Source organism: Falsiphaeobacter marinintestinus, assembly GCF_007923355.1.
GTDB lineage: Bacteria > Pseudomonadota > Alphaproteobacteria > Rhodobacterales > Rhodobacteraceae > Phaeobacter_A > Phaeobacter_A marinintestinus.
The window spans coordinates 1-24359 of sequence record NZ_VOGO01000012.1 but is presented as its reverse complement, the minus strand read 5'-3'; the positions used below and the strand labels follow the sequence as shown (position 1 = coordinate 24359).

General features: G+C 54.6%; 23 protein-coding genes. 8 read left to right on the top strand and 15 right to left on the bottom strand.

Translation table 11 applies throughout. From position 1 onward, the window contains the following. Positions 1-89 precede the first annotated feature (89 nt). Positions 90-464 carry a hypothetical protein gene (locus FOY56_RS19775; RefSeq protein WP_146347884.1) on the top strand — a complete coding sequence of 125 codons (375 nt, stop codon included), beginning with the start codon at positions 90-92 and terminating at the stop codon, positions 462-464. A gap of 47 nt (positions 465-511) precedes the next feature. Further along, on the top strand, positions 512-874 hold the full coding sequence (locus tag FOY56_RS19770) for a hypothetical protein (RefSeq protein WP_146347883.1): 363 nt from the start codon (positions 512-514) through the stop codon (positions 872-874). 23 nt (positions 875-897) lie between these two features. Here FOY56_RS19770 and FOY56_RS19765 read toward each other — a convergent pair whose 3' ends face one another. The 9 genes from FOY56_RS19765 to FOY56_RS19725 all read right to left on the bottom strand — a co-directional run bounded on the left by FOY56_RS19765 (position 898) and on the right by FOY56_RS19725 (position 8353). Continuing rightward, positions 898-1962, bottom strand: coding sequence for a phage portal protein (locus FOY56_RS19765; RefSeq protein WP_146347882.1), 1065 nt, complete (start codon positions 1960-1962; stop codon positions 898-900). Position 1963: 1 nt separating this feature from the next. Further along, complete coding sequence (locus tag FOY56_RS19760) at positions 1964-2503, bottom strand: hypothetical protein (protein WP_146347881.1); 540 nt, start codon at positions 2501-2503, stop codon at positions 1964-1966. Continuing rightward, the gene (locus FOY56_RS19755; protein WP_146347880.1) at positions 2494-3108 is read right to left on the bottom strand and encodes an HK97 family phage prohead protease; all 615 of its coding nucleotides are present in this window, start codon (positions 3106-3108) and stop codon (positions 2494-2496) included. Before FOY56_RS19755 ends, FOY56_RS19760 begins: the two co-directional genes overlap by 10 nt. Next, positions 3108-4364, bottom strand: coding sequence for a phage major capsid protein (locus tag FOY56_RS19750; protein ID WP_146347879.1), 1257 nt, complete (start codon positions 4362-4364; stop codon positions 3108-3110). The genes FOY56_RS19755 and FOY56_RS19750 overlap by 1 nt, the downstream gene beginning before the upstream one ends. Further along, on the bottom strand, positions 4357-4698 hold the full coding sequence (locus tag FOY56_RS19745) for an HNH endonuclease (RefSeq protein ID WP_146347878.1): 342 nt from the start codon (positions 4696-4698) through the stop codon (positions 4357-4359). The genes FOY56_RS19750 and FOY56_RS19745 overlap by 8 nt, the downstream gene beginning before the upstream one ends. Continuing rightward, positions 4695-5039, bottom strand: a complete 345-nt coding sequence (locus tag FOY56_RS19740; RefSeq protein WP_146347877.1) for a hypothetical protein — start codon at positions 5037-5039, stop codon at positions 4695-4697. Before FOY56_RS19740 ends, FOY56_RS19745 begins: the two co-directional genes overlap by 4 nt. Next, on the bottom strand, positions 5030-6535 hold the full coding sequence (locus tag FOY56_RS19735; RefSeq protein WP_146347876.1) for a terminase TerL endonuclease subunit: 1506 nt from the start codon (positions 6533-6535) through the stop codon (positions 5030-5032). The genes FOY56_RS19740 and FOY56_RS19735 overlap by 10 nt, the downstream gene beginning before the upstream one ends. A 229-nt stretch (positions 6536-6764) precedes the next feature. Beyond that, complete coding sequence (locus FOY56_RS19730; protein WP_146347875.1) at positions 6765-7952, bottom strand: AAA family ATPase; 1188 nt, start codon at positions 7950-7952, stop codon at positions 6765-6767. Then, complete coding sequence (locus FOY56_RS19725; protein ID WP_146347874.1) at positions 7952-8353, bottom strand: hypothetical protein; 402 nt, start codon at positions 8351-8353, stop codon at positions 7952-7954. The genes FOY56_RS19730 and FOY56_RS19725 overlap by 1 nt, the downstream gene beginning before the upstream one ends. A 546-nt stretch (positions 8354-8899) precedes the next feature. Here FOY56_RS19725 and FOY56_RS19720 point away from each other — a divergent pair. Both FOY56_RS19720 and FOY56_RS19715 read left to right on the top strand, forming a co-directional pair. Continuing rightward, positions 8900-10828, top strand: a complete 1929-nt coding sequence (locus tag FOY56_RS19720; RefSeq protein ID WP_146347873.1) for an ATP-dependent nuclease — start codon at positions 8900-8902, stop codon at positions 10826-10828. 2 nt (positions 10829-10830) lie between these two features. Further along, positions 10831-12567: a UvrD-helicase domain-containing protein gene (locus tag FOY56_RS19715; RefSeq protein WP_146347872.1), complete on the top strand. Its 1737-nt coding sequence runs from the start codon at positions 10831-10833 to the stop codon at positions 12565-12567. A 626-nt stretch (positions 12568-13193) separates the two neighbouring features. On the opposite strand, the gene FOY56_RS19710 is transcribed toward FOY56_RS19715, so the two are convergent. Next, positions 13194-13394 carry a hypothetical protein gene (locus tag FOY56_RS19710; RefSeq protein ID WP_146347871.1) on the bottom strand — a complete coding sequence of 67 codons (201 nt, stop codon included), beginning with the start codon at positions 13392-13394 and terminating at the stop codon, positions 13194-13196. A gap of 294 nt (positions 13395-13688) precedes the next feature. On the opposite strand from FOY56_RS19710, the gene FOY56_RS19705 reads away from it, so the two are divergent. Beyond that, positions 13689-13919: a hypothetical protein gene (locus FOY56_RS19705; RefSeq protein WP_142854522.1), complete on the top strand. Its 231-nt coding sequence runs from the start codon at positions 13689-13691 to the stop codon at positions 13917-13919. A gap of 537 nt (positions 13920-14456) precedes the next feature. Here FOY56_RS19705 and FOY56_RS19700 read toward each other — a convergent pair. The 5 genes from FOY56_RS19700 to FOY56_RS19680 form a co-directional block, all read right to left on the bottom strand. Next, positions 14457-15437, bottom strand: a complete 981-nt coding sequence (locus FOY56_RS19700; RefSeq protein WP_186766403.1) for an AAA family ATPase — start codon at positions 15435-15437, stop codon at positions 14457-14459. A 1-nt stretch (position 15438) separates the two neighbouring features. Next, on the bottom strand, positions 15439-16395 hold the full coding sequence (locus FOY56_RS19695; protein WP_146347869.1) for a DNA-primase RepB domain-containing protein: 957 nt from the start codon (positions 16393-16395) through the stop codon (positions 15439-15441). 267 nt (positions 16396-16662) lie between these two features. Continuing rightward, complete coding sequence (locus FOY56_RS19690; RefSeq protein ID WP_246139547.1) at positions 16663-16836, bottom strand: helix-turn-helix transcriptional regulator; 174 nt, start codon at positions 16834-16836, stop codon at positions 16663-16665. A 133-nt stretch (positions 16837-16969) separates the two neighbouring features. Continuing rightward, the gene (locus FOY56_RS19685; RefSeq protein ID WP_146347867.1) at positions 16970-17575 is read right to left on the bottom strand and encodes a hypothetical protein; all 606 of its coding nucleotides are present in this window, start codon (positions 17573-17575) and stop codon (positions 16970-16972) included. Then, positions 17541-18872, bottom strand: coding sequence for a tyrosine-type recombinase/integrase (locus tag FOY56_RS19680; protein ID WP_246139545.1), 1332 nt, complete (start codon positions 18870-18872; stop codon positions 17541-17543). Before FOY56_RS19680 ends, FOY56_RS19685 begins: the two co-directional genes overlap by 35 nt. 557 nt (positions 18873-19429) lie before the next feature. On the opposite strand from FOY56_RS19680, the gene FOY56_RS19675 reads away from it, so the two are divergent. Genes FOY56_RS19675 through FOY56_RS19665 form a run of 3 tightly spaced genes read left to right on the top strand, consistent with a single transcriptional unit; the run spans position 19430 to position 23841 of the window. After that, on the top strand, positions 19430-19921 hold the full coding sequence (locus FOY56_RS19675; RefSeq protein WP_186766402.1) for an NUDIX domain-containing protein: 492 nt from the start codon (positions 19430-19432) through the stop codon (positions 19919-19921). A gap of 17 nt (positions 19922-19938) precedes the next feature. Continuing rightward, complete coding sequence (locus FOY56_RS19670) at positions 19939-22104, top strand: NACHT domain-containing protein (protein WP_146347865.1); 2166 nt, start codon at positions 19939-19941, stop codon at positions 22102-22104. 48 nt (positions 22105-22152) lie between these two features. Further along, entirely contained in the window at positions 22153-23841 is a 1689-nt protein-coding gene (locus FOY56_RS19665) for a B12-binding domain-containing radical SAM protein (RefSeq protein WP_146347864.1), read from the top strand. The last annotated feature ends 518 nt before the right edge of the window (positions 23842-24359 follow it).

Sequence of the window (24359 nt, the reverse complement as noted above, 5' to 3'; positions counted from 1 at the left end):
CGTATGCCATGCATTAAGCGGGTTGTCTAGCCTTAATGCATGGCATACGTTAAGAAGCAGAGACGCCATCAGACAGAAGGACAGAACACATGATCAAGGTTTGCATCGTCATCCGCGAACCGGGACGAACGAATCCGGACTACTCGCTTGATTTCAGCCTCCCTACCTTGCCGCGCAAGGGCGACTACATTTCGGTTCAGCGCCCGGACAAGCCGCGCCCGTGGGGCGAAGACATGATCGTCCGCGAAATCTGGTGGCGGCTCGACCACCCGGAAACCGGCGGCTTCTCGACCGAGCAACCCAAGGCTGGAACCGTCCATGAAATCATGATCGAGTGCGAGCCCGCGACCAGCCCGTATTCCTCTGACAACTGGAAGAAATACGTGGAAGGGCACCGTTCCTCGGATGAAGTCCCGACTTTCGACATTGCCCGACTGGACGTGCGGGAAAGTGATCTCGAATAGCGCGCCGCCGTGTGATAGGTGGTCGAAGACAACTTGAGAGGGATTCCATGTCGATTTTCAATGCTGGCGTTCAATACAATGACTTCAAGGGCACGGTCGCAGCAGACAGAGCCGACGAAATTTCGATGCGCGACTTCCTGATCGAAGAAGGCATTGCAAACGATACAGAGCGAGTGATTGGTTATCGAATCGCTTTCGGCGGAAACCACGGGGCTGAAATCGAAACCCCCGGTGTCGTCATCTACCTGCAAGAGGGTAGCTTTGATGATCCCTCGCGTATCGTCAGGGCAGTAGAAGTTTCGATGACGGCGGCAAAGTTCTTTTCATTCTTCAAGAGGTTTGACCTCGTGATGACGCAGAAAGACCTTTCCCTAGAAGGCGTGGAGGTAGACGGGCCGCACTACGAATAATAGGTGCGGCCCGCCTCAGGCGATTAGCGTTGTCCCCAATCTACCAGCCGCAGCGCGTCGGACGGATCAACGCCCACCTCTTTCGCCAGGGCCAAGGTCTGCACCACCGCGCCAAGCGCCCGTGCCCGTCCGCCAGCGTCGAAGGCTTGTAGGGGCCGCATCACGTCCATTTTTATGGCCAGTCCGAATTTCTCGGATGCTTCCTCCGCGATCATGGTAGCGATGGGTTGCAGCACCCATTGGGCGAGGTGGCGTTGCGCCTCTCTGACCAGCGGCCCGGTCGTGGCCGGTGCCGTCAGACCCGGCAGGATACCGAACGCCATGTTGATGCCATCCCGCGCCGCAGCCAGCGTCTCGCGCGTCATGCTCTTGGACAGGTCGGGGGACAGGTCGTGCGGCTTCCAGTCCTGCACCGGGGCAGGCCCGCCCGCCGCCGCGACGTTGACCGATTCCCGGATCAGCACCTTGCCCCGGTTTCCCCGGAAGCCCCGCGCCATCTGTTCCAAGTCAGTTTGCGGAGCCTCGGGAAAGGGCACGATCATGCTGGCCAGCGGGGCGGTTTCATAGACCTCGGCAAGCGCCTTCTCGACCGCGTTCAGCAGGCCAGCCGTCAACTGCGACCGCTTGAGCGGGGCCGTGCCGTAGTAGGGCGCGGCCACGTCGCAGCCGATCCGAAAGTGCAGCACCTCCGCAGACAGCGCGGTTTCGGAGCGCCCGCCGCCCGCCTCGGAGACGGACACCCGGTAGGCCGTGGGCTTGCCGTCGCGGGTGCGCAGATCCCAATCGGAGCACGGGACAAGGCCCGTCTCGCGGATCAGGAACAGCGCCTCCCCCCGCAGCGCCAGGGACCGGGCCGCAAGCGTCAGGGACCGCTGGTCCAGCAGGTCGGTGCCTTCTACGTCCGCCAGCCCCAAGCCGCCCTCCCAGAGCGTGACCGCCGCCTGCGCCGTGGAAGTCAGTTCGGCCAGCCCGGACGCGCCCGAGATATACGCCTCGCGCGCCGCCATGATCGCGGCAGTGTATCCCGATCCGCTGGACCGGGTTTCGGCAGGTTCGGCCCGCCGCTTGAACAAGTCGAGAATACCCATCTCAGGCCCTCCGTTTGTAGGGGCGCAGAAGGTCCGCCGCCCCGCTGTATTCCAGTGCTCGACCCATCCACGCGGGGTTACGGTCATAGCTTTCCTCGATTGCCCCGCCCATGTTCACGCTGTAGCTGGCCACGCCCGCGCGGTCGGTCTCGTCCGCCAAGTATTCGGCCAACCGCCGGAACGCTTCCATGACAGCCGCAGGCACGTCACCGCCTCCCACGTCCGCCGTGATCCGATACGGCCCGTCACCGGGAAGGTCATAGCCGCCCCAAGGGGACGCCGCCGGGGTGCATTCGGCCCATGCGCCGCCTTCCCAGACCTCGACCGTGTTCAGCGTGGCAGGCGACAAGGGGGCTTCCCATGCGCCTTCCCCCTCGACCGTCCAGACGATTTCGCGCGTGGTCCAGCGCACCCGGCAATAGGCTTCCAGCCGCTGCCAGATCGCATCCGCATTGAGCGCCGCCGCAGCCGTCGAAAGACTGCCGGGTGACGCGGGATAGCTGGCCGGGGTTTCCTCGACCTCTTTCAGTGTCACCGCCATTTCAGTGCCCCCCGCGTCTGGCTGGAAAGGAACACCTGCGCTTGCGGCTCGGGCTTCCAGTTCCGTTCCTCAATTTGGGTTTCGTCATAGGCGGGCCGGGTCACGACGCTCAGTTCATAGAGCAAGGCCGCGAAGATCGTGCGGATCAGGGCCATGCCTTCCGCCGGGTCTTCTTCCTCGACCTTCTCAGCGTTCGGCACCGCCCGTTCCGGCGGGATGCGGAAACCGGGGCTGATCCCGATAATCAGGCCCGCGCGCATCGCCGCTAGGAAGTCGCGCACATAGCTGACCTCCTGCATTTCGTCGGTGATCGTGGCCGCGAAGGACAGCGCGTCGTCACTGTCCGTCAGTTCCAGCGTCCCGGCCCCGCGCGATGCAAGGGGCCGGTCATAGCTGTGGCCGATCAGCAGGTGAATGTCTTCCTCGGGACGCTCCACCCGATAGGAGAACGCCCGCGGTGCAATCACCTCTTTCCGGGGACGCCCGGTCCTGCCCCCATCGGACAGGACCGCGCGCTTGTTGTAGGGGAAGCGGCCATGAAGCGCCAATGCGCCCGACGCCCGCTTGCGCAGCTCTAGGCCGCCTTCATGACCGCCGCAGAGCATTATTGCAGCCCCGTCAGGATGCGGGTCTGCACCGCGCGGGAAATGGTCACGTCCATCGTGGCCAGCGCGGTCAGCCGCAGACCGCCCGATTGCGCGTCCGAATACGGATCGCGGATCAGGTCGATTGCGCCCCAGGTGCCCACGAAGAACGGGGGCACCCCGCCCGCCGTGGTCGTCATCACGGCACTGGTAGCCTCGGGCGAGCCGGTCGGATCGGCCAAGGCGTTGTGGCTCATGGTCACGCTGCCCAGAGCGCTGGTCAGCCGGTCCCATTCGGTGATCCCGCTGCCCGCGTCCCAGATGTCCGCGTCCATCGTGTCCCAGATTTCCGGGCGGATCAGCAGGCGCACGTCGCCGGGGCCGCTGGCCGCGTTGCCGGTGATGAAGCTGACCACCTCGGAACGGAACGCGCCCCAGGTCGGAGCCGCCGCAACGTCTTCCTCGTTGATGCCCCAGGCGGACGCACCCGCGAAAAGGCCCGTGGGTTCGCCGGCCGATCCGCTGCCCAGGAACACGGCCCGGTCAAGGGCTTCCTCGATCGCGCCGTTCATGTCCCGGCGCACCGCCTGTTCCAGCCCGGTGCCGGATTGCTTGAGCGTCTTGCGCGTGATGCGCATCTGAACACCCAAGTTGTGATCCGGTTTCAGGGGCCGGTCCACGGTTGTGTAGGCGCTCGGACCGGTCACGTTGCCGGTCTCGGATGCAGCCCAGCCCGCCGTGACGGCAGAAGTGGCGACGGGGTATTCCTGTTCACCCACGCCCACGTTGACCATCTGGCCACCCATGCGCGCCGCGACGGACCCGGCGAACAGCCTTTCGATGATCGGAGCCGTGCGCAGCGGGTTCGGGGTGCCGCTGGCGACGGTCTCACCGGCTCGGATTTCCAGCGCCTCCCACGGCACCGGCACCCCGCGATAGCCGCCGCGCGACCGCAGTTCGGTGACGATCTCACCCGTGCGGCCATCGAGGGTGCGCCCCTCGTCCAGGGCAAGGGCCACCTGCCGCATCTCGAAACCGGCCATGATCTCGGCCCATTCCCGATCCGACCGGGTTTCCAGATCGGCCCCGGCTTCCCGGCGTTCCTCGTCTTCCGCGATCAGCGCGGCGCGATACCGGGTTTCGTTCGACCGATATTCGCGGTCGAGTTCGTCCATCTGGCGCGTCTCGTCCTCGGTCGGTTGATCCTTGCCGACAATGCCGGAAAGGGTCTGGCGGATTTCGCTTTGCCTCCGTGCGATCTTTACTGAATCAAGCATCTGATTTCCTTTCGTGCTCGATAGGGTTGCGGCCCGTTTCGCGGACCAGTCGTTTCCACGCCTCGCGGGCGGGATTGGGCTGGCCCATGCCAACCTCAATTCGCGTCTTCCGGGCGTGACACCGCCCGCAGAGTGTTTGGAGATTGGCCAGCGAATAGGCCAAGTCGGGCCGATCCTTGACCGGCTCGATATGGTCGATTTCCAGCCGCCGCCGGTCCCCGCATTGGACGCAAGCCCAATCGTCGCGGTCGAGCGCCTGCATCCGCAGAGCCTTCCACCGCTGGCCGCGCGTGACCTTCGCGGAGTGCCGCGCATATTCGCGCCGCCGGTTCATTGCCGCACCTGCAAGTCATAGAAGCGCGGCACCCCGTCAGGCCCCAGCGGGGACACCCTGACGATGGAATATTCGGCGGACCCGATGTGCAGCCGGTCGGAGACGTTCGGGGCAATGTCCAGCCCCTCGACCGACACCAGCACCCGCAGGTCATTCATCTGGATCAGCGTTCCGTCGCGGTGTTCGTTGTCATAGGTTACGACGCCCACCGTGGCGTCATGGTAGGTCGGTTCCCCCGGCGTCGGGTTCCACGGATCGCCACCGGACGGGCCGGGGCGCTCAAAGGTGCCTGCCTGCCCGAACCGCGCGATGATCCGCGATGCCGTTTCAATCATCCCCATGCGATGCGACCTCCTCTATACGCGGGGCGGCCCATCATTCGGGCACCCTCTGCGACCGCCAGAACGGTTGCCGCAGCCGCGTCGATCCGGCCCGTGGATCGGGCCTTTGCCAGTTTCAGATTGTTCGCCGGGTCGCGCAGGCAGACCGCATCCGCGAAGGCGGATCGCAGCAGCAGCGACGGAGCGGTTTTCACCTTGCCGTCATAGGCCGCGCGCCGGAACCGTTCGCAGTCTTCCCCGCCGTCCCGGAACCCTTGGCCGCGCCAGACCAGCGGGGCACGGATGCCCGCCTTGTCGATTGCCTCGCCAAGTTCGGCTTGCTTGTATCGGTCCATCGTGAGCGCCGCGACGGGCACCCCCTCGATATGGGCCATGACTTCCATCAACCACGGGGCCACCGGCACCGTCTGATCGCCCAGTGTCGAGAGTTCGCCCCGGTCCTGCATCTCGACATACCGCCCGGACACCCCGTCATTCTGGCCGCGATCCAGAAGCGACGGCTTGCTGGGGAAGGTGCCCAGAGCCTCAAGCCGCCCGGTCTCGGGCCAGTAGAAGGACGCCGCCGTCATGCTGGCCGATCCGCCCAGGTCGATCCCGACCACCACCTGACCTTGCCGGGGCGGCACGTCCGCCGTCTCGCAGGACAGCCATTCGTCCACGGTAAGCAGCAGGTCGCGGGTTTCGCCGCTGACACGCTCATTCCGGTTGTAGAGCCGGAAGGACGTGAGCGTTGCCCCGCCCCGCGCAATCGCCCGCCGCGCCTGACCTTGCAGCCATTCGAGGCTGGACCCGATGCCATGCGCCGCGCCGGGGTTCGCCTGCTTGAGCGATTCCAGATCGTCCGCAGGAAGGCCGGGGGCGGGCCGGTGCTCCTGACGATAGACGCCCTCCTGATCCTCATCGAGCCAGACAGAGAACGGGTGCGCATCGTCCGCCGCACTGGTCGAGATAATCAAGGCGCGACCGGCCCGCTTGCCCAGACCGGACAGCAGCGCGTGTTCCAGCGCGTCCCCCTGATCCGCCTGCCAGTGGCCGCGTTCGTCCATCAGGACCAGCGTGGGCGCAGACCCGAGAGCCGATTTGCCGTCCGCCGCGATCACCTTAATCAGGTGCCCGTCGCCATACTCGATTTCGAGCCGGGGATTGCGCCGGATCGTGAATCTTTCCTGTTCTTCCTCGGCCAGGTGCTCAATGAACCCGGTCACGAAGTTGAACGCGATCCGCCCTTGGTCGCGCGTCCGGGCCGCGATGATGATTTCCCGCCGGGGCTGATCGTCCCAGACGCCCATGACCGCACCCAGGGCGATGCCAGCCGACAGCGCGGACTTGCCCCCACCTCGCCCCATGCTCAGCGCCGCCACGTTGATCCCGTCCGCCAGAGCGCCCTTGATAAATTGCTTCTGGAACGGGGCCAGCTTGATCGGCTTCCCAGCGTTCGGACCCTCGGGGACTTTCAGGCTTTCGAGGAAGCGGATTGCCTTGGTGGATGCCTTCATGCTCCACCCCCAGACCCTGTGAGTGAGCAGAGATAACCCCGCCCCGCGACACCCCCCCGGCCTCGAAAAGGGGGCATTGGGACCAGATCGTTGCCCCACCCCACGCCAAACAGGTGATGCACGCCCCACCACCCCCGCCCCCCCTTTAGGGGCGGGGTGGTGTGGCACCTGTTTTCAAGGGTGTTTGCCCCACCCTGCCACACCATGCTTTCAGGGGTAGGTGTGGCGCTCATTGGTTTGCCCATTCGCCTACCTCCAAACACGGGCGTTCCATGCGCTTTGCGTCCGGTATCTTGACCTTGTTCAAAGCCCCGGATTTCAACCACGCCTCGATCATTTTCTTGATGCGCTTTCGGTCCGCCGTGGCGTCCAGCCCCAGCGTCTCAGCCACGGTCACGCCTGCCCAATCGTCACCCGCCTGATCGGAATAGCGACAAGACAGCGTGTCTTTGCCGTCCAGAGCGCGTTGCACCGCCAAAAGATCATCGACCGATACGCCGTCGAAAGTGTCGGGCCATTCCCAGACCTCGGCCACGCCCACGCTATCGCCGTTGGCCAGATGCACCGATGCCATTCGCCGCCAGACACGTTCCCCCACGGGGGCTAGGTTTGCCTTGTCGCGGGTTATGGCAAAGTAGGTGGCGGGGTCATCCTGCACCCCAGCCTCAGCTTTCAGATCGTCGCTCATCTTGTTAAGCACTCGACCGGAACGCGCCGCCGCCAGCAGGGCAGATGCGCCGCGCCCGCTTTCGGTCGTCGCTTCCTCGCCATTTGTCTTGCGAGTGTGGTGGACCAGTTCGATTGCGCAGTTGCACCGATCCGCCAGACGCGCCCATTCCTTCGCCACCAGGTCGATTGCGCCGTTGTCGTTTTCGGACGCTTGATGCGATGACACGAAAGGGTCGATCACCAGCACGTCGATTTCACGCGCCTCGATCTCATTGGCCAGCGCGTCCAGTTCCGGCTTGATGATCTGGACGCCTTCACGGGTTTGAATGGCCGTGCTCAGGGCGCGTTCCCGGCCCGTGTCCACATAGAGCCGCCCCGCGATTTCCTCGGGGCTGACGTGGTGGTGCTGCATCGCCGCGATGATGCGACGATCCATTTCGTCGCGCGGGTCTTCCAGGTTGTATAGCCAGAGCTTGAGGCCCTTGGCGGTCCAGTCGCCCAGCAGTTCCCGCCCGGATGCCATCGCCAGCGCCTCACAGATAGTCAGAGAGGATTTGCCGACGCCGCCGGGGGCAACCGTCACCGATACTTGCTTGCGGATCAGGTGACGCCCATAGACCCAAGGGCGCGGGGGAATGCTGGACGGGTCACGCCAGACAAATTCGGTTGGCAAGCGGTCCCCCCGATCACGGGGAAACTCGGCCCGGTGCGCGTCAAGCTGCATCGCCATGTCAGAAAAATCACGCATCACGCCGCTTGCCTCCGCTGCACATGGTCAAGGAAAGCCGCCTGCCGACCGCGCGGCATGGCGTTGAAGCTCGCAAGGCAATAGGCTTCCAGTTCCTCCGGGTCAGCCATATCGGCCCAGAACGCCGCCTGATCCATGAAGCCAAAGAGCGGGGCTTGAGGTTGTCCAGCGCCCGCACAAAGCGCCGCCTCAGCCGTCATCATGGCGTCATCGCGGTCCAGAGCCTTGAGGCCCATGAAGGCCAGTGCCGCGCGTTCCTCGACAGTCAATCGGGCCATGAGCACGGGGACAAGGCCCCACCATGCATCTTGCGTCCCCAAGGTCAGGACATAGCCCAGCATCCGCACCACCTTGAGGTGGGGCCGGTGCATGAGCGCGGAAAACGATGTTTTCTTGCTCATACCAGCGCCCCCCAATGCATTGCCAAGATCGGGAAAAGTGCGGTATACTCGGGCAACGAACAGACGCCTTCCACAACGTCTTTAGCCCCGGTTGCGATTGCCGTCGCGCCGGGGTTTTCGTTTGTCAGATCGGCCCGTGCCGGTTTGACATTTTCCGCGTAAGTATTTGATCCGCCGTCAGGGGTTTGACGTGCCGTGATCCCGTAAGTGCTTGCGTTGCCTTGAATAGCGCCGGATTGAAAATCCTCGTGTCGGTGGTTCGATTCCGCCCCCGGGCACCATTTAACTTACTGGAAATATTTAATACTTTTTGCTTTCAGCGTTCTGCGGACAAAGCACGTCTGTTGATTGGGTTCCGTATGGGTGTCCAATGCCAGTTAGGCTGTGTTTAGCACTGGTTTAAGGACATGATTGCTAGTTTGCTAGCGATTAGGTCGCCCAACCTAGTGGACACTGTACAGCACGCACCTCATTCAACCTTGCGTTGCGGCGATGGCGTGGCCTACGCTGCAATTGTTCAGGCAATTGTATTTTGGGAATATTTTAATGACGGATGCTGCCCCCCCCGAGCAAGAAGAACCGATCAAGCCACTTGTTGTTCGACGGTTGGAAATTACCAACTTTCGCGGGGTTAAGAAGGGAACGGTCGAATTTCACGGAGATACGCTTTTAGTCGGCGGCAATAATGCGGGTAAGTCTACGATATGTGAGGCGTTAGAACTCGTCCTTGGCCCTGAGCGTGGATACCGCAGGCCGATTGTAAACGAGCATGACTTTCATGCTGGGCGATATTTGGATGATGAAGGAAATCCACAACCAATCTTGATCGATGTTGTGTTGCTGAATTTGCCAGACGAAATGGAAAAGAAGCTATTTTCCAAGACACGACCTTGGAGCGACACTAAGGGTGGCTTTCTAGACGTTGACGGCGCGGTCCCAGAGGACACTGACGTTGATGATGTCTGTCGCGCACTTCCTCTAAAGTTCGTGGGTTATTACGACAGACAGGAAGATGATTTCGTTGGGGCTACCTACTTTTCTCACCCTGTCGAGGAAGTTGCTGAGGACGACGAGAATTTCGGCAAACCCCAAACTGGACTGACATTCTTCAATCGGGAGTGGAAACTGCGGTGTGGTTTCATATATCTGCGAACTCTTCGTACTGGGCGGCGTGCACTTAGCCTCCAGCGTGGCTCTCTACTGGATACAATTCTTCGCTTAGGTGACACAGGGAAAGAGTCCATGTGGGAAAGCACCTTGAAGCAATTAAGCTCGCTAGACCCAGCAATCGGTGACATCCCTCAATTGGAGAGCATTCAGGATCAGGTTCGGGATAGGATGGGTCGTTTCGTCGGGTTGTCACACGACGATGATGCCACCGGTTTCTTTGCTTCTGATCTTACACGGGATAATCTGCGCGAGGTTGTCCAACTCTTTCTGAAATCCTCCGAAAGCAATCATCCAGTTCCGTTTGACAGACTCGGAACAGGTTCAGTGAATGCGCTCGTTTTTGCGCTTCTGACTCACATTGCTGATCTACGCGGTAGCAACGCGATCATTTTTGCCATGGAAGAACCAGAGATCGCTCTTCCCCCTCACGCTCAACGCAGAATTGCCAAATACCTTCTCCGTAACATGGGACAGGCCATCATAACTTCCCACTCGCCATACGTGATTGAAGAGTTTGATTTAAAGGCAGTGACATCAATTACTCGGAAAGATGGTGAACTTTCATCCGACCGCATAGACGTCGACAAAGTGAAGGCTAGCGCGCTGAGAATGAACCGCAGGCAGCTAGCAGAAGCTGTCTTGGCGCGAGGGGTAGTGGTCGCAGAGGGGGATACCGAAGCGAAGATGTTGCTCGCGGCCAGCTACGTGTACGAGGCTGTGGATACGACGGGAAAGTACGTTCCCTTAGATTTAATAGGTGTGAGCGTTTTTGATGCTACTAGCCAATCGAGTGTCCCTAAGTGGGGTCCGTTTTTTGAGACGCTGAACAAAGTGAGCTTCGCATTTCATGACAAACCGAAGAAGGCATGGACTGAAAGTCAGCAAGAGGCCTTGGGAACATATCAAATAAATTTTGAGAGCGACTATTCCGGTTCGGAAGAATTGTTGGTTGCAGAACTGCCGAACCATGTTTTGAAAAGGTTCCTTGAAGCAGCGGCTTCTCATGCTGAGTATCCAACCGACAAGGGCTACCTCAGCAATGAACCTAGTGAAGCGGAGGTCTCAGAACTAGCTAGGAAGGTTTTGTTTCACAAAAAGGGGTCTGGGTTTGCCGCGCTGGCGATTGAGCAATGCCAAGCGCTCGACGAATTGCCAGTTACGATAAAGGAGTTTTTGGATCAGGTCGGGGCAACAATGGCCCTGCCCAGTCTGGATACTGAACCAGAGAGTGACGACATAGAGGAAGGCGATGGCGAAGGAGATGACGACCCATTGGCTGACATCGACCTAGACGATATTCTATAGCTATGGCGTTCGAGATTTGCGAAAAGCGCCAATCCGTTATTGATGCTCGGGAGCACGCCTTGGTGGTCGGTGGGCCGGGGTCCGGCAAAACGACACTCGCCCTTTTGAAATGCAAGGCATTGATCCCAGAACTAACGCCTGGACAAGGTATCCTGTTTCTCAGTTTCTCAAGGGCGGCTGTCCAACAGATTCTGCGGCGCTGTAGGGAAATTCTTTCAAAAGAAGAAATGAAGTGCATCGACGTCCGAACGTATCACTCATTTTGTTGGGATGTCCTTCACAGTCACGGCGGATTGCTAGGAGGCAAGCGATTGCTGATGATGTCTCCTTCAGACGAAGGGGCATTACGTACGCAATTCGATGGGAACTGGACCGATGAAAGTCATCGCCTCCTCGAACAAGACGGCCGCGTGTGTTTCGATTTGTTTGCTTCGGCCGTGAAGGACCTGTTTGAGCGTAGTAATCATCTTCGCGACTGGATGGGGCGCCTCTTTCCCCTCGTTATTCTAGACGAGTTTCAAGATTCAGACGACGAACAGTGGGGATTTGTGCGCCAGCTTTGCGATGTTACGCAGACCCTTTTCTTGGCTGACACTGAACAACGCATTTTTGAAGGTTCTTTCCGACCCGGCGTAAGGGCTGATCGCCTCGACATTCTCAAGTCCGATGTCGCAATTAAAGAGGTCGATTTAATCGATGATAATTATCGTAGCGCAGACAGCGAGATCCTTGCATATGCCAATGCAGTCTTGTCCGGGAACGGTCCGCTTCCAAAAACAAGCGACGTTAAAAGACTCTTATATTCTTATGCTGGCGAAAATTTCAGATCATCGGTCCACTTCGCAGTTGCTGCGACGTTGGGAGAACTTCGAAAGCGAGGCAAAGAACAACCGACTGTAGCGGTTCTCGCCCGTGGCAACGAATTAATAGCGGAAATTTCTGACTCACTCCAAGTTTCCCACAATTTCAAGGGTCGAGAATGGAAACCTATTCCACATGATATCGTGTGGGATCAGGTCCTATCTGCGACAGCGGGAGAGGCAATTGCATCGGCGCTTGAATTCAAATCGGAGCCGAACCAAGCGACTCGTCGCATGATGCACTTCAAAATTAGGGCCTACTTTCTCGTTAAGAAAGACTTTTGCGAACGCTATGGAGGGCGGGGCGCTTCAACAGCAGGTGATCGTGTCAGTCGTTTTGAGCGTGCGATAGCTTGCTCGGATGAAGGAAAAGCTCTGCGCGCTGGCTCACCGAAAACTCTTGAGCAAGCGCTGTTTGATGCAGCTACCCTGATTGGTGACCCGGTGGCAGATTGGAAACTCGTTCGGGCGGCGTTTAGCTCACACGCTGACCTAAGGGGCATTTTCCAAGATGCTAGAATGGTTCGATTGTATCGCGCATCCGACGCGCTATCTTCTTCGTTGTCAAATCTTTGGGTGTCTCAAGCAAACTATGTTGGCGCTGCACGTGTTTTGAAAGTTGTGTTGGATCAAGAGCGCTTGATGGGAATGGATCGTGATCCAGAAGGCGTCACGCTCATGACCATTCACAAGTCGAAAGGAAAAGAATTTGATGGTGTCGTGCTAGTCGAAGGGTTGCATTCTAGTCCCTTCTTTATGGCACATGAAGCACCAGCTTATGCGGCTTCTAGGAGACTGCTTCGCGTAGGTATTTCACGCGCCCGAAGTTTTGTTGTGCTCGTTCGCCCGAAGAAGGCTCGCGCACTAGTGGACGAGTAATGCTGCGCTGCCGTTATCGACTGGACTGTTTCATGTACTCAATAGCATCAAAACAGCCTTCTTTGGCTTCTCGTAGCGTCTTGTATGTTTTCTTGCCCCAAGTCGGGTCGGCTGACCAAGGAGCGGTGATCCCGACTGTAAAACCGGACCTGCGATTTGAGACAATGCAGTGATACCCTTCCACTTTGATATGGGGATTGCCTTTGGCTGAAACTTTCCAGCCCTTTCGATCTGGGAATTTCTGCCGCCGTGCGGCCCTTCTTTTCATACTGGAGTCGCGCTCTTGTGCCCGCTTCTTGTTTCCTTCCATGTAACCGGCACAGTCGCACCCACAGTCTAATTCTTTATGGTAGTCTGGGTGCCTCATCGTATGAACAAAACGAATGGTCTGTGCCTCACACATCTCACAAGTCACGTATTCTTCTTCTTCTTCGCGAAGGTCGCGTGTAGAAATGCACAACCACCCCTTGTGGGGCACCCCAGATTGGGACCATTTCCCACGGCGTATTTGCGGCGCCTTTTCATCCATAAGTTGAGTCTACGATTTGCACCGGATTGGAGCAAGGACTGCGTGTGCAAAAGGAAAAAGCTACACAGCGTTCACACCTTACACTTGATGTAATTGCCTAATTGGACAAGGCACGCCTAGCTTCCTTCTCAGCGCTCGAACCTTTTACCCATTGCCATGGTGTGCGTGGCTTGCGGGCCATAGCAAGTTCTGGGTTCACCTTTGCGTCACCGATAGCGGCGCGTAGCTTCTCGCGGGCCTCGCGTGGGTCGATCTTGAGTTCTTCGCACAGGGATTTCAGCGTGATGATGTCGGACATGTTGCTCTCCTAGGTTTCTGATGCAGATCGATAAGACGATGGCTGCAAGCATGTCAGGGACAAACCCACAACAAATCCCTAGAGCATAGGGCGTTAAGCGCGCGTGGCCGCGTTACATTGAGCCAGAAGGCCATGTGGCCGTCACGAACGACGTGTTGCGACGAAAGCGCCGTTGACGCCAGTGCTGGCCCCTGTGGGCTGCGCAGACGCTCATTGATCTAGGAATTACCCTGACGCCCACAACTGCACGATCTTATTGCGCTGTTGCAACCGCAACCAGCAAAGGAGACCACAATGGTCATTCGGGCAACATGGAAATTCAATGGGCAGGAGAAAGTCATACTCGGAAACTGGCACCGATTGTGGTGTCTGCTATTCGGGCCGCTGTATTATTTGTTCAAGGGGATGTGGTTGTGGGCCATCTTGTCGCTGATTACGGCCAACGGCCTGTGGATCGGCTTTCCCCTGTACAACCGCGCCATCGTAATGCGCCACTTCTATCGCAAAGGTTGGGAGCAAAACTGATGCCGCAAGCGCGCAACAAGGCGACATCCGTTCACCCAAGCGGCACCCAAAACCTTGATGGTGATCTAACGTCAATAAGAGCCAACGCCGCTTGGCCCATCCATATGAACGGACCGATGAGAAAACGGCACAATGGACACTCTAGCCGATGAGTAAACCCACCCACACGTCACCCAAATCGGCGAATGCAGACAGCGCTGAATGCGGACCAATTGAAAAGACTCAGATATTTGGGTCCGCCTTGCCTCCAACAGCCTGATCAATAGTCCGCGTGTCGGTCTCGGACGATATGGTCAGGACATACACCGGGCGACCACAGGGGGATGGGGGGAGGTGTTTTTTTAACACGTTGCGCCCAATCGGCAGGCAAGCGGTAATACTGACTTCCAAGTTTTTGGGTCCTGAGCCGATTTTGCGCCGCTGCCAGCAATGTCAGAATGCCACAACGCCACAATGTCATATTGAACCGTGGCATCCTGAGAAATGCGCCAGAACGCCAACATGATATATGGCAAAGTGGCATTGTGGCAATCTGGGTCATGTCGGTGGTCGTGACCAAACCCAGTGCCCACGCTTCTGTTCTGCTTTGACCTTCAACCGAGTTCGCGCCCTTGCTAGTGTGCGTTCACTGATGCCTACTTGTTTAGCCAGTACCAGCATTTCTTGAGCTTTACGTGGGCCATCGCGCAGTTCGCGTTTTAGGAATTCCTCGGCAGCATCTTTTGGCCGCGCGTTCGTATTTCCGACTGCGGCATTCAGTTCATTGACCGAGATTTCTTCTTCTCCAATAAATTCCAAACGCGGCACGCCTCCTTCCTTGGTTGGGATTTGCATCATGTAAACCCAGCTTGGACCTTTGGGGCCGACGTTGTGTTTCAGGTGAGCCATAACCCTGTGGTCTGGATTGTCGGGATGCTGGCCGATGCGGATCGCTGAACGCGCTGCTGCAATCATGTCCACGGTCCCACCGCCTTGATAGAGGGCATTATCCTGCTTCATCTTCGTCAGGTGTCGGATCAAAACAACCGCACAGCCATAGTCTTTAGCAACGCTTTCCACTTTGTCGATCAACGCTCGGATCGAATTGGAGTCCTTTACACGGGTATCAGGCGGGATGAACGAAACCCACGGGTCAATTATGATCAGGTCCGGTTCATACTCATCCAATTCGGCCCGTAGCACCTTCAAGCCCTCGTCATCAAAGGCAAGTCGGCCATTGAGGACTCGGATTCTCTCAGGATCGCCCCCCATCGCGTCAATGCGCGGGCGTGTCGTGTACGACGGATCATCTTCGGCGCTGATGTATAGAACATTGCCTTGGTCGAGGTCGCCCCCGTCCGGTAGATGACCACCGCGCGAAATCTCGGACGCCAAGAACATGGACAAGAAGGATTTCCCCAAGCCGGGGTCGCCCTCCAAAATCGTGATCATCCCGAAGGGAATATATGGCTCCCAGAGCCACTGGACCTTCCGTGCCTTCACGGATGACAGGGTTACAAATGTTGGTTTATCATCCATGTCAGCCTCCAGTCTTATTGATGATGTTAGATATCTGCCGTTCCAGCGCCTTTCGGTTCTGACCATATTTGTCGAGAAAATATGGGCTATCCCAAATTACGCTGGCGATCTCGTCTAGCGTCGCACCGGTCTCGCAAAGTTCAGTGACCATGACGAATATCCACTTTGACCGATCTGGTGCCAGCACACGACTATGACGGATCACTGTCCGCGCCGAAACGCTCAGTTTCGAACGATACTTGCGCCAAACATCTAAGCGCTTGTGGGCGTTCGGGTTCATGTCCAGCGACAGCGTTGCCATATCATGTAATCGCCGCTTTTCTGAAACGAGCTTTGGACGCTTGGCTGTTCTTTTCCAGTCTTGCGACACCATCCTGACGAAGGGTTCCTCGTAGTGCGGCTTGTGATTGATTGAACCGGGAATGCGCAACATTTTGGTGACGGTCCAACCCGAGTCGCCGCCATGATTGTCAGCCAGTGAACGGGAAAACCGCTCGGCGTCTTCGACTTCATACTTGGAGTCCCATAACCACAACGCTTGAAATCTATCAGGCGACGTTTCCCATAGAAGATTGGGCTGTGGTAGATATGCGTCTGGATCGCTGTCATCCATATCGCACCAACCTAGCGATGAAGGCAGCGCATGTTCTTTCAAGCGTCGATCCTGCGAAAATGGGTTCACGCCAAAGTACAAGTTGTGATCCCAACGCGAATACTTGCGCAAAAACCTGTTCACGTCAGCCTTCACCTTGCTAGTGCGCACAACATGTTCACGCCATTTACTGCCATCTGGGCTGGTCGTGGCCAGAAACAAGAAACTGTCTTTGGGTGCGTCATCCCAGATGCAGCAAAGGAAACCCACCATACTGCGGCGGATGTTTTTGTCGTCATTGTAGTCCGTGAAGGCATCTGTATGCCGTTCATTTGGACGTACTGGTTTACTCACGCGATTTCGCATGTTGTGTCCTTTCAAAATGTCTAATGACGGTGACGGGGCGCTTAACGCCCCTGCCCAAACTTCAGTGCTCTCGAGGTTTGGGCGGCAAGCGCCAGCGATAGAGTGCCAACCAGTCTACGATTTCATCAGCGTCCCAAAGCAAAGGGACTGGTTGTTTGGGGAAGAGGCCAAGTTCTCCAAGCTCAATTAACTCATGGTATTCATAGTAAACGCCCATGCAAACAAGGTTTTCATAAGTATATCCGGGCCGAAGAATTATGGGTTTCATCAGCTTGGGTCCGCATACTGCCAAGTCGCACGCTCGGATTTTCTAGCTTGGAGCCACGCGTTTACTTCTGCTCGATCCCAACAAACAGTTGCTGCCGAAATTCTTAATCTGCGAGGGAATGCACCACGCGCTTCGGCACGAAGTAAACTGCTATTTGAGAGCTTGATGCCCATGCATTGTAGGTCCGTGCGGGTGAGCAGAATCTTTGCTTGAGCGCTGGCTGCGTTCTTATCGTTGGGAGTGGGTTCCTGTGCCATTTTGGCCTCCTAAAGTTGCGAAAGAGGCCTCTCATCTATACTGAAAATGTCAGTCCGTATCGGGATTTAAATCGTCCATTTCGGTCCTGAACAGTGATTTTGAAGGAATTCCAATGGCTTCTAAATCGGCGAGAATACGTTGCAAGCGTTCAGCTTTTGGAGAGTCTCCAGAAACTAAACCTTCGAGGTCAGCCATGTCAGTTGAAGTGAAGGACAATCCCCCAATGATCTTTCGCAACCAATCTTCTATGCTTTTTTGTTCGGTCATTTCTCGGGAGAATTTAGGTGCAAATTTCTTCGCTATTCCAGTCTCAGAAGCGTATCCCTCTTCAAGCTGTTCCTTCCATTCTTCTTGGATTTCATAATCTTGGACAGCGAGAAGTACGCGTTTCATGATGTCGTGCTCAGCCCGAAATGCAGCTTGATAGACAGGAAATAGCTGCAGGTCATCTTTTATGGATTTTCTTCCACGTGAGTTTGGTTCTCCGAGCAACGCCTCTCGGGCTCGTGCAAGGCGCGTTTCATCTTTTACTGTCGGGTCGTGGTGTGGATTAGCCCTGATAATTGCAGTCAGCAATAAATTGATAAGCCGATCCCGAGAACGTTGCTTTTGTTCAACCCTAGGAAGATGAGGATGCAGTGATTTTTTCGACATGGTTAGCCCATTGCTCCAGCGCATCGCGTTTTTCGTTCAAGTACGTATAGCGATTGTAGGTTGCACCGACGCCTGAGACGACTCCTGATTTGTGGTTGGTCACAGCATCGATCACATGAGGTGCCACGCCGATCTTTGCCATTCCCGTCGAGGCCGTGCGTCTGAAGTCATGGAAACGCCAATCGGGTGTGTTCTCTGGCAGCGTCGCCTCGATACGTTCCTTGAGGCGTCCGAACCCAGATATCGCTGAGCGCCCAGTCGTCGTGAACACGAAGTCGCTGTCGAAGAACCTGTGCAGGGATCGCAGTATGTCCACGGCCTGTGGAGGCAGAGGCACGATATGCAGGCGCGCGTTTTTCACACGGCTCGCTGGAAGCTCCCAAACTCCCTCATCAAGAATGAGTTCAGACCAGCGCATGTCAGACACTTCTGCCCGTCGCTGCCCCGTCATCATCAGCAGCTTGAGAAATGGGCCAAAGGGATAGCCCTCGACATCGCTCTGATGCCAGATCGTTCGAATTTCATCATCACTAAGTACACGATCACGCGGAATTTCGCGCGTAGGCGGCCTGAGGAGAGCCACAGGCGATGTTTCGATGTCGCCACGCATAACACACCAGTTCATGAGCTTTTTGATCGCTGAGAGCGCCCGGTTTGCGCGTGTTGGCGTCCCGTTGGCGATAATGCCGTCTAGCACTTTGCTAACATCCTGCCGTTTGATCTGGTCGATGGGCCGATCTTTCAATCCGTCGAACTTGCGCAGAACGCTTTCGGTGCGTTTCCAATCCTTGGTGTTAGGCTTTGCATGAAGCTCAATGAACTTGGGGATTGTCTCACCCAGCGTCGACGTGGATGCCTCTGAAGCCTCAGGGGCCTTATCAAACTCGCCCAACTCGACGTCACGGGCGATTTCCATGGCGCGGCGTCTAGCGTCGGCGAGGGAGACCACAGGGTAAGGGCCGATTTTGATACGCTTGCGTGATCCGTTCGGGCGCACCATCGTGTAGAACACTTTGGCACCTGTGGTCGACACGCGAACATGCAGGCCGTTTACTTTCTGGTCGCGCACCTCGTACCGTTTTGTGGTCGCCGGTGGCATCGCATCGAGAGATTTGGTTGTCAGCATCTGTTTCATGCAGACATCGTAAGACACCCAGAATCCGCGTGTCAGGGTATGATCTGGAATACTCCGCAAAGGCGTGAATGAGCCTGTTGCCGCATGGAGCAACATGAGCCGCGAGTTAATCAGAAAAAACGCCACAAGACCATAGAGGAGTGGGTTTTCAATGCGCGTCATGGTGGGTTAAGCTATTGATAACATAGAAACCAAAACGAGCTGTTCTGGGCCTGTGCTAGATTTGAGCATAGACACGCGTATCACTTGGTTTGGATGACAACGTTTACACTTCTGGGCTGAGATCCAACCAGATGCTCATGAAAGGTCTTCTTGGCCAAAAGTAACCAGCGCGAACGAAAAACCGCTGCGCACTTTCAGGTCAATCACTGGTCAACAGTGAACATAGCATTGGAGATATTTGAGAGTCGACCATAAACCAAGGAGGTCGACTATGTTTCACAAACTGCACATTGCACTTGCAATCGGCGAGCTGAGCTATGTTATTGTCAACTATGGCATTTCAAATCTTAACCCATTCCACTACTGCATCGCTTGCCTCATTATCGTCAACATTTTCAAAATGGTAAGGTAGCCAAGTAAGCGTCACCACTGGCAACATACTATGAGGCCCTCATTGACCAGCGAGATAGTGGGAGGCACGTCTGGTTTACACGCGACAGCGTTGAAGTGAAAGAGAAGTTGTGCGACCATGACAAAACCAAAATATGAGGTGGAAAATGGAAGAAATAGCACGAGTAATGTTCGGTGTAGGCGGCCTGATTGTTAACGCCAAGACCAGGAAAATACTGGTATTGAAGCGATCGTCAACTCACTCAGATTTCAATCAAGAAAAGTGGGAATTGCTCTTCGGCAGAAAAAACGAACACGAAGGCATTGTAGACGCTTTGCATCGTGAAGCAAAAGAAGAAATCGGGATTGAAAACCTAGTTGTTGGAAGTGCACTTCGTATTTGGCATTTTTATAGAGGGCCAAACAGTGCAGCCAACGAGATAATTGGAATAACTTTTGTTTGCGAGACGGAAACCAATGAGCCAATTCTAAGTGCTGAACACTCTGAATTTAGATGGGTTGGCCCAGATGAGGCACTTGAGCTAATTAACGTTCCGGGAATTCGAGAGGACATCAGCCTTTATAAGGCTGGTAAAGCGGCCTCTGAAATTTGGGTGTCTGAGATGAATGCTTCTTTGCAGCGTTACCCTGCGGATTAAGGCGAGCTGTCGTAAAAATGCACAAATCGAGTGACTGGGAGTCCTTAAAAACTAATCTGGAATTCTGTGAAACCGTTGCCACATTGGTTAAGAATCATCGGAAAAAGGGCGTTCAAGAGAATGGAAAGTTTCTTCGAAAATACACCCAAGAACTCTTGCATCACGACTTACAAAAGAATGGAGCTGGAGTTTCGTTATCTACGTTAAGACGTTGCGAGCAGGGGCGTTTGGAGCTTGTCGGTGCCGATAATGTTCAAAGAATACTGAGTGGTTTGGGATGGGAACTCGATATAGCTCAACGAAAAATTGTAGGTGCTGAAACCTATCATTTCCATGACAGAACGGAAAAGTATGCTTATAGCATCTTGGAAACAGAGTTTTCCGCAGAAGCTGAAGCGGAAATATCGGCATTACCTGCCTTTGCACCAACGTTGTACGATGCGGGTTCGTTTGGTTGGATGCGAGACAACGCACTCAACGACTTCAAGATCAAAACACTTAAGAAACAAAGTACCTTGGAAATTGATCCGAGCGTCCGGGCCAATTTCCAATTATCGGGCGCGAATGTGGTTATCGCTGACGACGGGCGAGGGAAATCGACATTTCTTAGGACCATTGGTATCGACATGGCACGTTCCCTTGTTGACCAAACTGGCCATGCAGTACCCATATTCGGAACAGCCCGGAATTGTGAGCCGATATTTGAAAGGGTGAGTACCCTACAAAAGACGGTTACGGAAAGTCCCGTTTGCCTCCTTATTGACGGACTAGATGAAATCGATGCAGCAAGTCAGCGAGCATTGTTGGCGCGTCTCTTCGAGACCGCCTCTACTAACTGCAGCTTTATTATATCATGTCGCCGCAATGTTTTTGAGAGGATTATTATCGAGGATCCCAAAATTTATTCTCGAGTATCTGAAATATTTGAAATTCAAGAATGGTCTTATGAATCCGACGTAGTGGATTATGTCAGAAACGTTTCGGTACGCATCGGCGATCAGGCACTGACTGCTCGTTTCATGGAATTGGCCAAGAAAATTCAGGATTACCAAACGGTCATGACCAGGCCGTTTTTTATTCAAGTTGCAATTTATGCTCTAAAATCTGGGAGCCGGAGCCAACGCGTTGGCGATGATCACGTTACTATCTACGACCTGTTTTCATTCTTCTACGAAACCTGGGTGCACACCGAGCTGACAAGACAAACTGAAATTGAGAGTGCCGCGTTAGAAGTGATGAAGTCTGAAGTCTCAATGGCGCATGATAGCATCGCCCTTTCGCTTCTCAAGAGTTTCGGTCATTCGCTAAAAATTCCAGACCTTGATAACGGCTCAAAGGTTTTTCCAATCCTGGTTGAAAATGCAACATTTAGCATTTTGGATGTGCGGAAGCGTGGTCCAAGCGAAGCAGGTGTCATTGAAGGGTTTTTGGACGATTCACTAGGAAATTTTCTGGCCGCCCGTGCCTATATACAGGGGTTTCTTAAGTCAGACGAGCTTACTTATGAGATGTTGCAAACCGAAACAACAAATGCAGTAAACGTCTTCATACGCGCTTGGTTGAGTCAGGTTGATCCCAAGGTTAGGGTCTCCGTGGTTGGCAGGCTCGAGAGAGTGTTTGAAAAGGCGTCCATCGCAAATAATTTCTTAGTCAGCGAACAATCCGTGTATTTTCTCGGCCGCACTGACAGCATGGTTGAGCCCCAAGTTCTTAAGGCAATATTTTACGATGACAATGTCGATTTCCAGATCAGGAGATCTGCCGCATTGGGCGCGATATTATTTGCAAACGAAGAGCTAGAAGTAGATTTTATTTCGGAAATTCGATCAAACGAAGCAAAGGCCGCGATCAATCGTAGTATCCAACTGCAGTATTTTGGTGATGTAGGTCACAGATTGTTCGCATTTTCTGATGATACGGGGATCACGTGGGACAAAACGCGCAAAGCAACATTCAAGCGTCTTTCCGAAACAGACACGCGTGCGCGAAGGCTTAGGTTGTGGGATATTGAAACCGTTCGTTCTTTTCTCTTCAGCCGTGCAGAATCGAAACTTACTTCGCGGGAAGGGAAAATATTAAGAGATCTTTCTCATGCAACCGAAGCAACTACGGGACGAAATGGTCTTGTTTCTGCGACGACTAAGGAAATTTTGACATCAATCAAAGTGCAAGAGCCACTATGACTAAATGAATCATGCGCTTCCTAATCCGACCAATTTTTGGGGCCTCGAATGATACACCACAACAATGTCAAACCGCGCGTACTTCTGCTGGGCCTTTTCAGCCGTCACTATCCAGCAGTCGGCGAAACACATGCACTGTCTGTTCTCGCTGGCGAGCTTATCCATGCCGGAGTTGACCCGGCATCAATTGATATTCTGGATATGAGCCTAGAGGCACGTGAAAGCTATGAAAAAATTTCGAGTTTTTCCTCAAAGGGAGATTACCATCTGGTGGGGGTGTCGACCGGTTACGGGACGTTCAGTAAACTGGCTTATGTTCGGCAGATCTTGTTAGAATCCTACCCCAATGCACTAAGATTATACGGTGGTGCTACCGCGACTTACTGTTGGAAAGATATTCTTACTGAGATAGATCAACAAGGTGTAGTCGTTGTAGGGGAGGGCGAAAACTCAATTGTCGACTTGTTTTCAAACAAAGAAGACAGAAGCAAGTGGAGCAGTTTTGATAATATTTGTTTTTTCAGAGATGGCGATATTGTTCGCACAGACAGACGTCTGACGGTTGCACCGTTATCCAAGTCTCCCCACCGGGAACACATTCGCCCTTACCTGGGAAATGCCCCACAGATATTTGCAGAATACTCTCGCGGATGCTCTTGGGCAGCATGCAGCTTCTGCCTGCGAGGTTTACTCGATATCAAGGGAACCAAGAAGGAATATAGACGGTTCACTCACAGCCGAGTCTTAGAGGACCTTAAAAAACTGGCTGCGCTTGGTATTCGAGAGTTCACATTTGCCGATGAGGATTTCGTTGGAAGGGGTGAAAGTGATTGGACAGATGTACATGAGCTTTCGATGGCGATAATTTCAGAATTTGGAGAAAGCGCATTTTCTTTTGATGTGAGCGCCTTGCCGGGGTCGTTGAGCTTTTCTGATATGTCAGAAGACTCTTTGGAAGCCCGCTCCATGGCCCTAGTTTCCCTAAAAGCCTCAGGGCTAAGGAAGGTCTTTTTAGGAATTGAGTCAGGTTCAGAGGATCAACTCAAAAGATTTAGAAAATCTCATAACCCTAGGATCGCCTCGGAGGTCGCTCATTTTTTGATAAAATTTGGCTTTGAGGTTGATGTTGGGTGGATTCTATTCGATCCCTTTGTTTCTTTGAAAGAAATTCACGAAAGTCTATTATTTTTAAGAGACCACAAACTTGAACATAGTGTATCATTCATTTTTAATAAATTGCGATTGCAAACAGAGTCCCGACTTCTCACTGAAGTGCAAAGATATGAGGAGAAGAATGGAATAAAGTTGGTTCAAGAAGATTACGATCGCGACACGTTGAGTTTTGAGTATACATATTTTCATCCAGGAGTCTCTGAATTTGAAGATGTGATTCTTAAAGTGGTTTCAAAGACTCGCCGCATTCACTATGTCCTAAAGTCTCTTACACGACATGGTTCAGCTGGAATGAACGCTCAGGCATATGATGCAATGTTGAGTGCGGTTTGGGAAATGCGCGAAGAGTACGTTGAGATGGGAATTCAAGTTGCTGAGGAGCAGATGCGTTCGTCCAGCGATACCCTTATAGTCAGCGACCACATTGCCAGAATGCGTCTAATTCTTCTGGCACTTGTTAAGTCACTTGAGGAAGTGCCGAGTATTCCTGATCACCCGCTAATTTCTGACCTTCAAGAAAATCTTAGGGTCTTTTTTGCAGAAACCTCTTGTCATCCTGCCTGAATCATTTTCCCAGCTGAATTGCTCTTCAGCAACATACAAAAATACAAATTTGCCGTACCTTTGCCCTACCAACTTCGTTTCCTTGATAATCAAAAAACGGTCGCTCCCCTCGCCAGGTGGCAACATAACAAAAACAGCTCTCCGATAGGAAAGCGTTATGTTTCAGTCATTTGGTGGAGGACGAATGAAACAAGCAAAAATATTATGTTGTCGGATATGTAGAGCGGCAGGAATTGTGCCCACCAGAGTGTGCTTGGGGTGCCATCTGGGTGTTCAAAGCGGCGGGCTAGAAAGACTGGATCTGGTTCGTCTTGCGATGGGTTGAAGATTGCAGAGCATTGAAGCCAAAGTCTTTTAGCGTCAGACTGAAGCCCTTTGGTGAGGGTTGAATGGGAACCTAAGAAAATTGAAAATCCTCGTGTCGGTGGTTCGGTAATCCCCCCTAAAAATAGTGGTGTTCAAAAGTAGAATTTTCTCGGCAAGATATCTGAGGAGATTTTGAATGAAGAACGGACGAT